We start from the raw sequence: 14,724 nt of genomic DNA, 5'->3' as shown, positions 1-14,724 counted from the left end.
AAATACCATCCTTTGATTAATATAATTTAACTTTCGTCTATTATTTTTTCAGGTAATGCTATATTTTCTTCCGCAACCAACAGAACTCTCACTTTAATCTTTCCGTTTTCTTCTGAGTGATTTATTATTTTATCGACTACTTTTACATTTCTATCAAAATTTAAAGTAATTTCATTAATCAATTCTTTAGATATATTTTCTACAACCTTCTTTTTATCTAGATTATGAGTATTTTCTTTTACTTCATAATATGTTTCAAATACAATTGGCCCTTTACTATTTTCTATTTTATCATACTTGGTAAAATTATTCATAGATTTTTTGATATATAACTTTTTCCCTGCAATCTGAATATATATATTCTCTGCCTTTTCCCCAGTTCTTTCTTTTTTTATTTCTATTTTATTTACATTTTTTATCTTCTCATAAAAAGTTCTTGCTATCACATCTCCTTTGGCATGAACCTGATATTCATTTCCTTCCTTGCCTTGTTCCCCTTTTACTAATATATCACCTTTTTTTACTATATCACCTTTCTTCACTACAGCAGTTCCTGAAGTAGTATATACTCTAGTGATTTCTGCATCAGTTTTTGCAATTAAATTACAAGGTTCATTATCCATTACAACTTTAGGTGGTGATTGCCTTTCAGATGCAACAATTTTAAGAATAGATCCTTCTGTTCTTACTCTTACCCACATTATATTTTCATTATCCTCTATCAATTTTTCTTCTATAGAATATACATTTAAATTTTTCTTGTTTATCCCCTCCTTTATTCCATAAGATAATAATTCTCTTCTTATCTCATAGGGGGATAAATTTTTATCTGTTTCTATGTCTATTTTCCATATAAAAGTAGATAAATAATAAATAATAAATATAAAAATAACTGAGCCAAATATCATAGCTCTTCTTTTTTTCATTTTCAATATAAAAAACGCCATTCCTTTTCTCTTTACAATTTTTATTTTTGTATCAGTTTTTCTTCCAATTTCTTCTATTTTTCTATAATCCCCTAAACTGATATCCATAACAAAAGTAGATATATCTTTTTTTCTAACATTCTTTATAAAAATTTTATTTTTCCAAAGCAGGTTAATAAATTTCTCTGGCATTAATGATTTAATTTCCAGAGTAATTATACTTCTCTTATATTTATCTAAATCAATTTTACTCATTTCCTTCATACACCACCGATTTAAATTTTCCTTTTAAAGTCATAGTACTCCCTTCTAAAAAAAGCATCTCAAAATTACTGCCATAGATAGATACAAGGCCTATCTTCGAATTTATTTTAACCTGTCTTTCATCAAAAATAATTATACCTTTATGATTTTCAATACTTATTTCACTATCTCCAGTGATTACTATTTTAGGCAAATCTAAAACCACATCTCTTGGCAAATCCAATTTTTCTGCTAAACTATTCTTAGCTTTATCCAACTTAACCTCCAAAATTACACCTTCAAAAAGTACTTTCATACTAATTTATGAATTTACCATTAAATAAATGACATAGTAAAATAAAAAAGACTGAGATATCTCAGTCTTTTATTTATTAATTATAGTTAATTATTCAAACTTTGCTTTACAATTTGGCTTACAAGTTTGCCATCTGCTCTACCTTTTAACTTAGGTACAACAATAGACATAACTTTGCCCATGTCTTTCATACTATTAGCACCCACTTCATTAATTGCCTGACGAACAAATTCTATAATTTCTTCTTCTGTTAATTGCTGAGGAAGGTAACTTAACAAGATTTCTATTTCAGCTTGAGTTTTCTCAACTAAATCCTGTCTGTTTCCTTTTTCAAATTCAAGAATTGCTTCACGTCTTTGCTTAACTTCCTTAGCCAAAACTTCAATGATTTCTTCATCATCAAGCTTTCTTCCATCAGTTTTTTCTAACATAAGTACTGCTGCTCTAGCCATACTTACAACATTTGCTTTAAACTTATCTCCTGCCTTTAAAGCTTGCTTCCAATCTTCCTGCAGTGTTTCTTTAAGGGCCATAATTTAGTACCTTCTTTCAAAAAAATTCTATTCTATTTGAATTTTCTCTTTCTCGCAGCTTCAGATTTTTTCTTTCTCTTTACGCTTGGTTTTTCATAATGTTCTCTTTTTCTTACTTCTGAAAGAACACCAGCTCTAGCGCATTTTTTCTTAAATCTTCTTAATGCGTTTTCTAATGATTCATTTTCTCCAACCTTTATTTCTGACATTGATCTCCCTCCCTCCGCTAGCTCAATTTAATTAAATAAATTAAACAGGCAATATGGGTTACATAGCACATAGTTTATTATATAATACTTGAGCGGATGCTGTCAACAATTTCATTAATTGTTTTACTTTATTTATTATTCTATCCTGGTGGCCACTGAAGTAGTCTTCCTCCTAACATATGAAAATGTATATGTTCTACAGTCTGACCGCCATCCTCTCCACAATTAGTTACTATTCTATATCCTTTTTCGTCTATTCCAAGCTTCTTAGCTATTTCTTTTGCTACGATAAAAATATGAGAAATAATTTTACTATCCTCTTCTTTTAATTCATTTAAACTTGAAATATGCTTTTTAGGAATTATAAGAACATGCATAGGAGCTTCAGGATTTATATCTTTAAAACTTAATATTAAATCATCTTCATATATTTTTTCTGAAGGTATTTCCCCTTTTATTATTTTACAAAAAATACAATTACCCATAATATCACCTCCTTTAAAATACATCTAATTAAATTTATTCAACAAATTATATTTATTCCCTTCTTTTATTACATGTTCACTGTATAAAATTATGCTCTAGTGAGTATCTATACTCCCTATACTATGTTCATTTTCTACAGAAATTATTTTTGTATTTACTATCTTTCCTTGTATGTCATCATCAACCTTACATATTACTTTTATATAATTAGGTGTGTATCCTTCATAAAAGTTTTCCTTGTTTTTAACTTTTTCTTCATAAAGCACTTGAAAGCTTTTTCCTATAAACTTTCTCATAAATTCTTTTTCAAGTCTTCTATTTAACTCTATAAGTTTACTACTTCTATACTCTTTAACATTTCCATCTATTTGTTCCTTCATTGCAGCAGCCTTTGTTCCTTCTCTAGGACTATATTTAAAAATATGCATCTTAGAAAGCTTTATTCCCTCTAAAAAATTATATGTACTATTAAATTCCTCTTCTGTTTCTCCTGGAAATCCAACTATTATATCTGTAGTTATAGAAACATATCTAATATTTTTTCTTAAAGCTTCTACTACATTTTTGTATTCCTCAACTGTATAATGCCTGTTCATTCTTTTTAATGTAGCATCACATCCACTTTGCAATGATAAATGAAAATGTGGACACATCTTATTTAATTTAGATATTCTATTAATAACATCTTCTGTAAAAAACTTAGGGCTAATAGAGCCTATTCTTATTCTCTCTATGCCATCTATTTTTTCAATTTCCTCTAATATATTTATTAAGTTCCAATCTCCTTGTAAATCAACACCGTAAGATGAAATATGTATTCCTGATAATATAATTTCTTTAAAGTTATGAGATGCTAGTTTTTTAACTTCTTCTAATATCTTTTCTGGCTTCTTTGAGCAAACTGCTCCTCTAGCAAAAGGAATGGCACAATAAGAACAAAAACTATTACATCCATCTTGTATTTTTAAAAAAGCTCTAGTTTTATCTTGATATTCTTCAATGTTTAACTCTTCAAAAATATTATCTCTTAATACATCTTTAACATGAACTATTTGCTTTTTTTCACTTATACACTTTTCTACTAAATGTACAATTTCTCCTTTATTTCTTGTTCCTATAACCACATCTACTCCATCTATTTTTGCTACTTTATCTGGAGCAAGCTGTGAATAACAACCTGCTACAGCTATAACAGCTTTTTCATTGTTTTTCTTAGCTCTTCCTATCATCTGCCTTGACTTTTTATCACCCATATTTGTAACTGTACAAGTATTTATAACATAAACATCTGCATATTCATCAAAATTCACTAATTTATATCCAGATTTAATAAACTTTTCTGTCATAGCTTCCGTTTCATATTGATTTACTCTACAACCAAGAGTAGTAAAAGCAACTTTCATTAAATATTTCCTCCTAAATCGCCTAATTCATACATAACTAAAGAAATACTTACAAATCCTGCAGTCTCTGTTCTTAATATTCTTGGGCCTAATGTAACAATAAAAGCCCCTATATCTTTTAAAACTTCAATTTCTTCTTTTTCAAAACCACCTTCTGGCCCTATAATCACTCCAACTTTTCTTATTTTGCCCTTATCTATACTATTTATCATATTCTTTATTCCAAAACCCTGTTCATTTTCATAAGGCACTACAATTAAATCCATATCTTTTAATCTTCTTAATAACTCATCAAAACTTATAGGGAAATTTATCTTTGGTATTAATGTCCTTTTAGATTGTTTAGAAGCTTCTAAAGCTATTCTTGCCAATCTATCTAATTTTTTAAATTCACCTAGTTCATTTTTAACTACTACTCTCTCTGTTATAATAGGAGTAATTTCCCTAACACCTAATTCACAGTTTTTTTGCACTATCAAATCCATCTTGGATGATTTTGGTAAACCTTGAAAAAGATATACTTCCACTTTACTTTCATTATTTATATCTAACTTTTCTTTTAACTTAACTCTTACTTCTTTTTTATCAATAGATTTAATTTCTCCTAAAAATTCTTCTCCATTACAATTATTTACACTTATAATAGTACCTTCAGTTAATCTTAAAACCTTATAAATATGTTTTACATCATCTCCTTGAATTATAGCTTCATCAAGAATAATATTGTCTTGTAGTACAAAAAATTTATGCACAGCATACACTCCTTAATTTAGTTTTGAAATGATACACACCCATTCTCCGTCAACATTTACTTCTACTATTTCAAAACCACATTGTTCCAATTTATTAACTACATCATTTTTTCTATCCTTAATTATTCCTGAAGATATGAAATATCCTCCTTTTTCAATAAAGTGTTTAACATCTTCTGACAAAAGAATTATTATATCTGCTATGATATTAGCTACTACTATGTTTGCTTTGCCATTTACAACTTCCATTAAATTTCCATGAAGTATTTCTATGTTATTTAAACTATTATATGCAACATTTTCTTTAGCTGAAGTAACTGCAACAGGATCTAAATCAACTCCTACTACTTTCTTAGCTCTAAGTTTTGCTGCAGCAATAGCTAATATACCTGAACCAGTTCCAATATCAAATACAGTAGTTTTATCTGTCACATATCTTTCTAATGCCTGCACACACATTCTTGTAGTCTCATGAGTTCCTGTCCCAAATGCCATACCTGGATCTAAGTCTATTACAATTTCATTTTCTTTTTTATTATAAGGTTCCCAAATAGGTCTTACAATAATCTTTTCTCCTATTTTAGTAGGTTTATAATATTTCTTCCAGTTATTTTCCCAATCTTCTTCATTTACTTTTATTACCGTAACTAATCCTTTTCCTTTATCTAATCCAAACTTGTCTAAATTATCAACACTTTCTTTTATGTACTTTATATATTCTTCAAACTTATCATCCTCTTTAAAATATCCTTTTATAATAGCACCATCTTTAACTTCTAATAAAGTTTCATCAAAATAGTCCCAATCTCCTGGGTGCTTTTTTTTAAATTCTATATCTTCTGGATCTTCAATAGATACTCCTTTTACGTTTGTATTATATAAAATAGCTGATACAGCTTCTACTGCTTCACTACTAGTAACTATTGTAACTTCTAACCAGTCCTTTTCATTATTCATTAACTATACCTCCAAGTTTAAAATATGTATTTCATTTTCTTATTATTCAATTATACATTATAACCTATAAACTTTAAAACAATCAAACAATAAAAGAATTTGTTTCCCCCTCAGGAAACAAATTCTTTTATTATTTGAAATTCTTTTTAAACTTCTTAAAAATACCTTCTTTTTCAGAAGATTTTATTTCTCCACTAGCTTCCATATATTCAATTATAGCTTCTTTTTGTTTTTGATTTAACGTTTTTGGTATCTCCACAATTATATTAACATATTGATCTCCTCGACCTCTTCCGTTTACATGTGGAACACCTTTACCTTTTAATCTAAAAATAGTTCCTGGCTGAGTACCTGATGGCACATCATATTTTACTTCTCCATCAATGGTTTTCACTTTAAGCTCTGTACCTAATGCAGCTTTAGCAAAACTTATATGAGCATCTATATATATATCATCCCCTCTTCTTTTAAAGAAAGGATGTGGCGCTACCTTTATACTTACATATAAATCTCCTGCAGGCCCTCCATTAGTTCCTGCTTCCCCTTGGCCTCTTATAGGTATTGCATTTCCTGTATCTACTCCAGCAGGTATATTTACCTTTATCTTTTTCTGCTTTCTTACAGTTCCTTTTCCTTTACATTCTGGGCAAGGATCTGAAATAATTGTACCTTTTCCATTACATGCATCACAAGTAGTAACACTTACAAAACTTCCAAAAGGTGTACTTCTCTGAACTTTAACCTGACCAGTTCCACCACATTTTCCACATGTTTTTGGATGGCTACCAGATTTAGCTCCTGTACCATTACATTTTGTACATGTCTCACTTTTTGTTAAGCTTATCTCCTTTTCAGCTCCAGATACAGCTTCTTCAAAAGTTAAATTAATAGTATATTCAACATCTGCTCCTCTTTGAGGACCATTCCTTCTTCTTCCTCCGCTGAATCCGCCTCCAAAAAACGAATCAAATATATCTCCAAACCCACCAAAATCAGAAAAATCAAAACCTCCAAATCCACCGTCAAAACCTGCTCCATTAAAGTCTGTTGTACCAAATTTATCGTATTGAGCTTTCTTTTGAGGATCTGAAAGCACCTGATATGCTTCATTTATTTCTTTAAATCTTTCCTCTGCTTCCTTATCCCCTTTATTTTTATCTGGATGGTATTTTATAGCCAATTTCCTAAATGCCTTTTTTATATCCTCATCACTTGCTCCTTTTTGGAGACCAAGAATTTCATAATAATCTTTTTTTGCCATCCTTTCACCACCTACTACTTTAATTAAATAATAAATTTAAAATCATAAATAACAGGCCAAATGAAATTTTTTCTGTATAAAAAATCACTTCAATAATCGTTATTTATTCTTTATTATCTATTATCCATTAATTATTAACTTAAAATTAAGGGAAGAGGTTTCCTCATCCCTTAATTTTCTCAATTATATATTATACACTATTTATGCTAATTTAGTTAATAATAAATATTTATTATTTATCATCTTCCACTTTATAATCTGCATCTACTACATTATCCTTTGATTCATTGTTAGTTCCTGCATTTGCTCCTCCCATGTTGTTCGGGTCAAATCCTGCTGCTCCTGCATCTTGTGCTCCACCTGCTTGTTGATACATTTTTGATGAAATTGCATAGAAAGCTTGGGTTAAGTCTTCAGTAGCCTTCTTTATTGCTTCAATATCTGTACCATCTTTAACAGCATTTAAAGCTTTTAATTTTTCATCTACAGTAACCTTATCTTCTGGTGATACCTTATCCCCTAGCTCCTTTAAAGTCTTTTCAGTTTGGTATGCTATTTGATCAGCATTGTTCTTAACTTCTATAGATTCTTTTCTCTTCTTATCTTCTTCTTCAAACTTTTTAGCCTCATTAACTGCCTTATCTATTTCATCATCACTTAGATTAGTTGAAGCTGTTATGGTAATATTTGCTTCTTTTCCTGTTCCTTTATCTTTTGCAGAAACATTAACTATACCATTAGCATCTATATCAAAAGTTACTTCTATCTGTGGAATTCCTCTTGGAGCTGGAGCTATTCCTGATAAAGTAAATCTTCCTAAAGTCTTGTTATCTGCAGCCATCTGTCTTTCACCCTGAACTACATGAATTTCAACAGAAGTTTGACCATCTGCCGCTGTAGAAAATACCTGACTCTTTCTTGTTGGAATTGTTGTATTTCTTTCTATTAATGGAGTAGCTACTCCTCCTAAAGTCTCAATTCCAAGTGTTAATGGAGTTACATCAAGAAGCAATACATCTTTAACATCTCCAGTTAAAACTCCTGCTTGAATTGCTGCACCAACTGCAACACATTCATCTGGATTAATTCCTTTTGAAGGCTCTTTTCCTGTAAAGTTCTTAACAGCTTCCTGAACTGCTGGAATTCTTGTAGAACCTCCTACAAGTATAACCTTATCTATTTCATTCATTGACAATCCAGCATCAGCTAATGATTTTTTCATTGGTTCTAAAGTAGCTTCAACAAGGTCATGAGTTAATTCATTAAATTTAGCTCTTGTTAAATTCATATCTATGTGTTTTGGTCCTGTAGCATCAGCTGTTATAAATGGTAGATTTATATTTGTTTGCATTGATGATGATAATTCTATTTTAGCTTTTTCCGCTGCTTCTTTTAATCTTTGAAGAGCCATTTTGTCATTTCTTAAATCAATACCATTTTCAGCCTTAAATGTATCTGCTATATAGTCAATTACCTTTTGATCAAAGTCATCTCCACCAAGTTTAGTGTTACCATTTGTAGCTTTAACTTCAAATACTCCATCTCCTAATTCTAATATGGATACATCAAAAGTACCTCCACCTAAGTCATATACAAATATCTTTTGATTTGTATCCATTTTATCAACACCATAAGCAAGTGATGCTGCTGTTGGCTCATTAATTATTCTTAAAACTTCAAGTCCTGCTATTTTACCAGCATCTTTTGTAGCCTGTCTTTGGCTATCGTTAAAATAAGCTGGTACAGTTATAACAGCCTGAGTTACTGATTCTCCAAGATATGCTTCAGCATCTGCCTTTAATTTCTGAAGCACCATAGCTGAAATTTCTTGTGGAGTATACTCTTTTCCATCTATATTTACTTTGTAATCAGTTCCCATATGTCTCTTTATTGATATAATTGTTTTATCTGGATTAGTTATAGCCTGTCTTTTTGCAACTTGACCTACTAATCTCTCTCCATTTGCTTGGAATGACACAACGGATGGGGTTGTTCTTGCTCCTTCTGAATTTGTAATAACTACGGCTTCTCCACCTTCCATAACTGACACACATGAATTTGTAGTACCTAAATCAATACCTATTACTTTTGACATATCAAAAACCTCCTTAATAGTTAGCTTAAAATCAAATTTTTATCATATATATTAAATAGAATCTTTCTATTTAAGACTAATTAGCAACTTTAACCATGCTATATCTTATAACTTTTTCTCCTCTTTTGTATCCCTTTTGAAATACTTCCACCACTTCATTTTCTCCAAAATTCTCATCTTCTATATGCATTACTGCATTGTGGATATTAGGATCAAAGCCTTCCTTTGTAGAAATTTCTTCAACTCCTAATTTTTCTAAAGCATCATTAAACTGTTTTAGAGTCATTTCTACACCTTTCTTTAAATCATCTATATTTCCATCTGCTAATAAAGCTCTTTCTAAATTATCAAGTACTGGTAATACTTCTTTTAGAACATCTTCACAAGCATCAGAGTATATTCCTTCCTTCTCTTTAGAAGTTCTTTTTCTGTAGTTATCATATTCTGCTACAGTTCTTACTAGCCTATCTTGCAAAGTATCCAATTCATTCTTTAATTTTTTATTTTCTTCTTTAATATTATCTATGATACTTTCATCTTTACTTTCATCTTTACTTTCTTTACTTATTCCCTCAAACTCTTCATCTTCTTTTTTTTCAGCCTGTTCTAAAGTTTCTTCTTTAATTTCTGTTTCCTCTTTAAAATTTTCATCCTTCAAATCTGTTTCCAGGCTGTGAATTTTGTCCTTTTCCATTTATTCCATGCCTCCATTCTTCTCAATTCTTTATATTTTAAACCATATTTTAAACCACATTTAATATTAAGCACTTAATATTAAAATTCATCCCTATATTCTTCATTTAAAATATTGTTTACTTCTTTAACTATTTTATCTAATATAGATATAACTTTAGAATACGGCATCCTCGTTGGTCCAATAACCCCTATTGTTCCAAGAGGTGTATTTCTAAGTCTATATACTGATGATATAATAGTACATTCCTTAGCATCTTCTATAAAGTTTTCTTCTCCAATTTTTATATTTATAGTATCATTACTATTTATCAAATCTTTAATCTTATCTTTGTTATCAATTAAAGCTAAAAAACTCTTTGCTCTTTGAATATCATTGTACTCTGGATAGTTAAATATATTGGTAGTTCCCTCCAAATATATATCCGAAGTATCTATACTATTTAAACTTTCATAAAGAGCTGGTATTATAGCATTAAATATATCTTCATAATCTTTGAGATCATTTTTCAAATCATTTATAACTTCTAAGTTTATTTCTTCAATAGTTAGATTATTAAGTCTAACATTTAAAATGTTACTTAATTTTGCTAATACATCTGTACTTACTGGATTTTTTAATCTTATTACATTATTTTTTATAATACCTGTATTGACTATTATCACAGATAAAATATTATTACTATCAATACTAATAAGCTGAATAGATTTTATACAACTATTTTTACTTGAAGGTGATTTAACTATAGAAGTAAGTCCAGTTAATTCTGCAAGAATAGTTGTTGCCTGTTTTATTACCTTATCCATTTCATATAAAGCAGACTTTAGTATATGAGTTCTTATAACATACTCCTCCATAGGTGATAGCTGTCTCAATTGCATAAACTTATCTACATACAGCCTATACCCTTTATCTGATGGTTTTCTTCCTGAAGAAGTGTGTAATTGTTCAATATACCCCATTTCTTCTAAGTCTGCCATTTCATTTCTTATAGTAGCAGAACTTATACCTAAATCATACTTTTTTGCTATGGTCCTGGAACCAACAGGCTCAGCTGTATCAATATAATCATGTATTATAGCCTGAAGTATTTTTATTTTTCTCTCATCCATTTCCATATAATCACCTCATTTATTAGCACTCAACATAAGTGAGTGCTAACTACTATGATTAAAAAATATCATTCTATTTTATATTTGTCAAATTTAAATATATCTCAATATTATTATATTGTTATATTTAATGTTATTTAAATAACCTTTTGCATGTTTTTCTCAATAATTCTCATTATAACTATGAATTTCTATTATAATTAATCTAATATAAATTCACACATTATGCTATTAGAAATTTCTATACCTTTTGAAGACAAAGATATATTTTCTTTATCTATTGTCAAAAGATTATTTTTAAAATATTTATTTATTACATCTCCATATACTTCTGTAATTTCTTTATTAAATCTTCTTTTAAATTCTTTACAATTTACTCCTTTTATCTTCCTAAGCCCCATAAACATAAACTCTTCCATCTGTTCTTTAGCTGAATTTTTATGTAAATCTAACTTCATGTTTATATTGTTATTTATGTCTATAATGTATTTTTCTATATTATCAGTATTTCTATATCTAAACCCATTTATATAAGAATGTGCTCCTGATCCACAGCCTACATATTGTTGTAAATCCCAATATATAAGATTATGTCTACATTGTTTTTCTGGTTTACAAAAATTTGATATCTCATACTGAATATATCCTTTACTTTCTAAAAATTTTATTCCATAAGCATACATATTTCTTTCTACTTCTTCTGAAGGAATATTTAATTTGTCATCATTGTACATCTTATAAAACTTAGTTCCCTCTTCTATTATTAAGCTATAGCAAGATATGTGTTCTGGATTTAACATAGAAACATTTTGTAATGTTTCTTCCCAATCTTTTAAAGTTTGATCAGGTAAACCAAACATTATATCTATGTTTATATTACTAAATCCTAAATTTCTAGCTTCATTATATACTTGTAAAAAATCATCTAATTTATGCACTCTTCCTAGTTTTTTTAATAATTCATCTTGCCATGCTTGCAATCCTATACTTAATCTATTTACCCCCATTTCTTTTAAAATTTTTAATTTTTCATCATTTACAGTTCCAGGATTCATTTCTACTGTGAATTCAATATTTTCATCCTTATCTAAACCTTTAATAGCTTTCTTTAAAATATTTAAAGCATCTAAATTTAAATATGTAGGAGTACCTCCTCCTATAAATATGGTCTTTATCTTTTTATTAGAATTTCTTCCTATTTCTTTTGCCAAAGCCTTAGAATATTCTAACATAAGATTCTCTTTTCCTGAAAAAGAAGGGAAATCACAATATAAGCATTTTTGTTTACAAAAAGGTATATGAATATATAAACCAACTTCTTCATCTTCAATATACATGGCTTCACCCCACTAAAAAAATTGTGACTACTGTTATTCTACCTTGAAAAAAGAAGAGTAAAAGAGGTTTTTTCATCCTCTTCACTCTTCACTTTAATATTATTCTTCTGTCTTAAGCACAGCCATAAATGCTTCCTGTGGAATTTCTACAGAACCTATCTGTCTCATTCTCTTTTTTCCTTCTTTTTGTTTCTCTAACAGTTTTCTCTTTCTTGATATATCTCCACCATAACATTTTGCTAAAACGTCTTTTCTAAGGGCTTTTATTGTTTCCCTTGCTATTATTTTTGAGCCTATAGCTGCCTGTATAGGTATTTCAAACATCTGCCTTGGAATAATTTCCTTTAGCTTTTCTGCCATACTTCTTCCTCTAGCATAAGCTCTCTCATCAGGTACTATCATAGATAGAGCATCAACCACATCTCCATTTAATATTATATCAAGTTTTACAAGCTTAGTTGTTTGATATCCTTTAAGTTCATAATCTAAAGAAGCATATCCTCTACTTCTTGATTTTAATGCATCAAAGAAATCATATATAATTTCATTTAAAGGTATGTCATAATTTAAAACTACTCTAGTAGTTTCAATATATTGCATATCTTTAAAAGTTCCTCTTCTATTTTGGCAGAGATCCATAATAGTTCCTACATAATCGGAAGGCGTAATAATCGAAGCCTTTACCACTGGTTCTTCCATATAATCTATTTCTGTTGTATCTGGTAAATTAGTTGGATTAGTAATTTCTAATATAGTACCATCTGTTTTTGCTATTTTATAAATAACGGATGGGGCTGTAGTAATAATATCTAAATTAAACTCTCTTTCAATTCTTTCTTGAATTATATCCATATGCAAAAGTCCTAAGAATCCACATCTAAATCCAAACCCTAATGCTATAGATGTTTCAGGCTCAAAAGAAAGTGCAGCATCATTTATCTGCAATTTTTCTAGTGCTTCTTTTAGTTCTTCATACTTTGCTCCATCTACTGGATATATACCGCTAAACACCATAGGCACTGCCGGTCTATATCCTGAAAGAGGTTTATTTGCTGGTCTATTAGCTTCTGTTATTGTATCTCCTACTCGAGCATCTCTAACATTTTTAATTGAAGCCGTAATATACCCAACATCTCCAGCTCTAAGTTCATCTACTTTCATATACTGAGGCACAAATACCCCTACTTCTGTAACTTCATAAACTTTACCTGTAGCCATAAGCTTTATTTTTGTGCCAGATTTTACAGTTCCCTCTTTCACTCTCACATATGAAACTACACCTTTATAGCTATCATAATATGAATCAAATATTAGTGCTTTAAGTGGTGCTTCTTCATCACCTTCTGGTGCTGGAACTTTTTCTACCACTGATTCTAAAACATCTTCTATATTCAATCCAGTTTTAGCTGAAACTAATGGTGCATCTGCAGCTTCTATTCCTATTACATCTTCTATCTCTTGTTTTATTTCCTCTGGTCTTGCACTTGGAAGATCTATTTTATTTATAACAGGAACTATTTCCAAATCATGATCTAAGGCAAGATAACAGTTTGCCAAAGTTTGTGCTTGTATTCCTTGAGTAGCATCTACAACTAGTATTGCCCCTTCACAAGCTGCAAGACTTCTTGACACTTCGTAATTAAAATCTACATGTCCTGGTGTATCTATTAAATTTAATATAAATTCTTCTCCATTTGGTCTTTTATATATAAGCCTAGCTGCCTGAGATTTTATTGTTATGCCTCTTTCTTTCTCAAGCTCCATAGTATCAAGAGTTTGCTCTTCCATCTCTCTTTGAGTTAAAGTACCCGTCTTTTCTAATAATCTATCTGCAAGTGTGGATTTACCGTGATCTATATGCGCAACAATTGAAAAATTTCTTATATGCTTTTGTCTTTCGCTTTGCATGAATTTTACCTCCATTGTAGAATAATTCAAAATAAATTATAGCATAAGTAAAAGGGGATATGTCAATATCAATTATTTTTTTAAATTACCTATTATCCCCTTCTCCTATGTGTTTATATAATTTTTTAAGTCTATCAAATGTATCACCGAAAGTTTTTTGTATACTTTTAGACGTATTCTCTCCACCTATTGATATACTATTTTTTATATTAGTATAAGTTTCAAATATATTTTCTTTTATATTATTAATAGCGTTATCATTAATATATAATATATATCTATCTGTTTCAAAAGTTAAATTAAATGGTTTTTCAGTAAAAAAAACTTTTAATTTAGAATTATTTTTTATAAACCTAGGAAGATTACTACTTACCTTAATAAAACCAAAACTTATAATTAATACGAAAATTATCAATATAATCTTCATTCCTTTTTTATTCAAAAAAAACACCCCCAAAATTACTTTCTAATAATTAATGATAAAGAGTGTAG

At 29.3% G+C, this 14,724-nt stretch carries 15 protein-coding genes; all 15 read right to left on the bottom strand.

Annotated features, from left to right (window positions below):
• Positions 1 to 26 precede the first annotated feature (26 nt).
• The gene (yqfD, locus tag J2Z24_RS01135; RefSeq protein ID WP_173680627.1) at positions 27 to 1,172 is read right to left on the bottom strand and encodes a sporulation protein YqfD; all 1,146 of its coding nucleotides are present in this window, start codon (positions 1,170 to 1,172) and stop codon (positions 27 to 29) included.
• 1 nt (position 1,173) lies between these two features.
• Positions 1,174 to 1,485: a sporulation protein YqfC gene (yqfC, locus tag J2Z24_RS01130; protein ID WP_051593086.1), complete on the bottom strand. Its 312-nt coding sequence runs from the start codon at positions 1,483 to 1,485 to the stop codon at positions 1,174 to 1,176.
• An 86-nt stretch (positions 1,486 to 1,571) separates the two neighbouring features.
• Positions 1,572 to 2,018, bottom strand: coding sequence for a GatB/YqeY domain-containing protein (locus J2Z24_RS01125; RefSeq protein ID WP_035144405.1), 447 nt, complete (start codon positions 2,016 to 2,018; stop codon positions 1,572 to 1,574).
• Between the two features lie 32 nt (positions 2,019 to 2,050).
• Entirely contained in the window at positions 2,051 to 2,227 is a 177-nt protein-coding gene (gene rpsU / locus J2Z24_RS01120) for a 30S ribosomal protein S21 (protein ID WP_010292600.1), read from the bottom strand.
• A 140-nt stretch (positions 2,228 to 2,367) separates the two neighbouring features.
• Entirely contained in the window at positions 2,368 to 2,712 is a 345-nt protein-coding gene (locus tag J2Z24_RS01115; protein WP_035144404.1) for a histidine triad nucleotide-binding protein, read from the bottom strand.
• Between the two features lie 96 nt (positions 2,713 to 2,808).
• Positions 2,809 to 4,116, bottom strand: a complete 1,308-nt coding sequence (gene mtaB / locus J2Z24_RS01110) for a tRNA (N(6)-L-threonylcarbamoyladenosine(37)-C(2))-methylthiotransferase MtaB (RefSeq protein WP_035144403.1) — start codon at positions 4,114 to 4,116, stop codon at positions 2,809 to 2,811.
• Positions 4,116 to 4,868 carry an RsmE family RNA methyltransferase gene (locus J2Z24_RS01105; protein WP_035144402.1) on the bottom strand — a complete coding sequence of 251 codons (753 nt, stop codon included), beginning with the start codon at positions 4,866 to 4,868 and terminating at the stop codon, positions 4,116 to 4,118. Before J2Z24_RS01105 ends, mtaB begins: the two co-directional genes overlap by 1 nt.
• A gap of 12 nt (positions 4,869 to 4,880) precedes the next feature.
• Positions 4,881 to 5,825 (bottom strand): 50S ribosomal protein L11 methyltransferase, encoded by a 945-nt coding sequence (gene prmA / locus J2Z24_RS01100; RefSeq protein WP_035144401.1) that lies wholly within the window; start codon positions 5,823 to 5,825, stop codon positions 4,881 to 4,883.
• A gap of 130 nt (positions 5,826 to 5,955) precedes the next feature.
• On the bottom strand, positions 5,956 to 7,086 hold the full coding sequence (gene dnaJ, locus J2Z24_RS01095) for a molecular chaperone DnaJ (RefSeq protein WP_035144400.1): 1,131 nt from the start codon (positions 7,084 to 7,086) through the stop codon (positions 5,956 to 5,958).
• A 232-nt stretch (positions 7,087 to 7,318) separates the two neighbouring features.
• The gene (gene dnaK, locus J2Z24_RS01090; protein ID WP_035144399.1) at positions 7,319 to 9,181 is read right to left on the bottom strand and encodes a molecular chaperone DnaK; all 1,863 of its coding nucleotides are present in this window, start codon (positions 9,179 to 9,181) and stop codon (positions 7,319 to 7,321) included.
• 76 nt (positions 9,182 to 9,257) lie between these two features.
• Positions 9,258 to 9,875, bottom strand: a complete 618-nt coding sequence (gene grpE / locus J2Z24_RS01085; protein WP_035144398.1) for a nucleotide exchange factor GrpE — start codon at positions 9,873 to 9,875, stop codon at positions 9,258 to 9,260.
• A gap of 80 nt (positions 9,876 to 9,955) precedes the next feature.
• Positions 9,956 to 10,993 carry a heat-inducible transcriptional repressor HrcA gene (gene hrcA, locus J2Z24_RS01080; protein WP_035144397.1) on the bottom strand — a complete coding sequence of 346 codons (1,038 nt, stop codon included), beginning with the start codon at positions 10,991 to 10,993 and terminating at the stop codon, positions 9,956 to 9,958.
• 194 nt (positions 10,994 to 11,187) lie between these two features.
• A complete protein-coding gene (hemW, locus tag J2Z24_RS01075) occupies positions 11,188 to 12,324 on the bottom strand; it encodes a radical SAM family heme chaperone HemW (RefSeq protein WP_035144396.1) in 1,137 nt (378 codons plus the stop codon).
• A 99-nt stretch (positions 12,325 to 12,423) separates the two neighbouring features.
• Positions 12,424 to 14,232 (bottom strand): translation elongation factor 4, encoded by a 1,809-nt coding sequence (lepA, locus tag J2Z24_RS01070; RefSeq protein WP_035144395.1) that lies wholly within the window; start codon positions 14,230 to 14,232, stop codon positions 12,424 to 12,426.
• Between the two features lie 85 nt (positions 14,233 to 14,317).
• Complete coding sequence (locus J2Z24_RS01065) at positions 14,318 to 14,674, bottom strand: hypothetical protein (RefSeq protein ID WP_051593085.1); 357 nt, start codon at positions 14,672 to 14,674, stop codon at positions 14,318 to 14,320.
• Positions 14,675 to 14,724 lie beyond the last annotated feature (50 nt).

Origin of the sequence: Clostridium tetanomorphum (assembly GCF_017873215.1) — a bacterium.
Classification (GTDB): domain Bacteria; phylum Bacillota; class Clostridia; order Clostridiales; family Clostridiaceae; genus Clostridium_AO; species Clostridium_AO tetanomorphum.
This window is presented reverse-complemented; position numbering and strand designations above follow the sequence as displayed.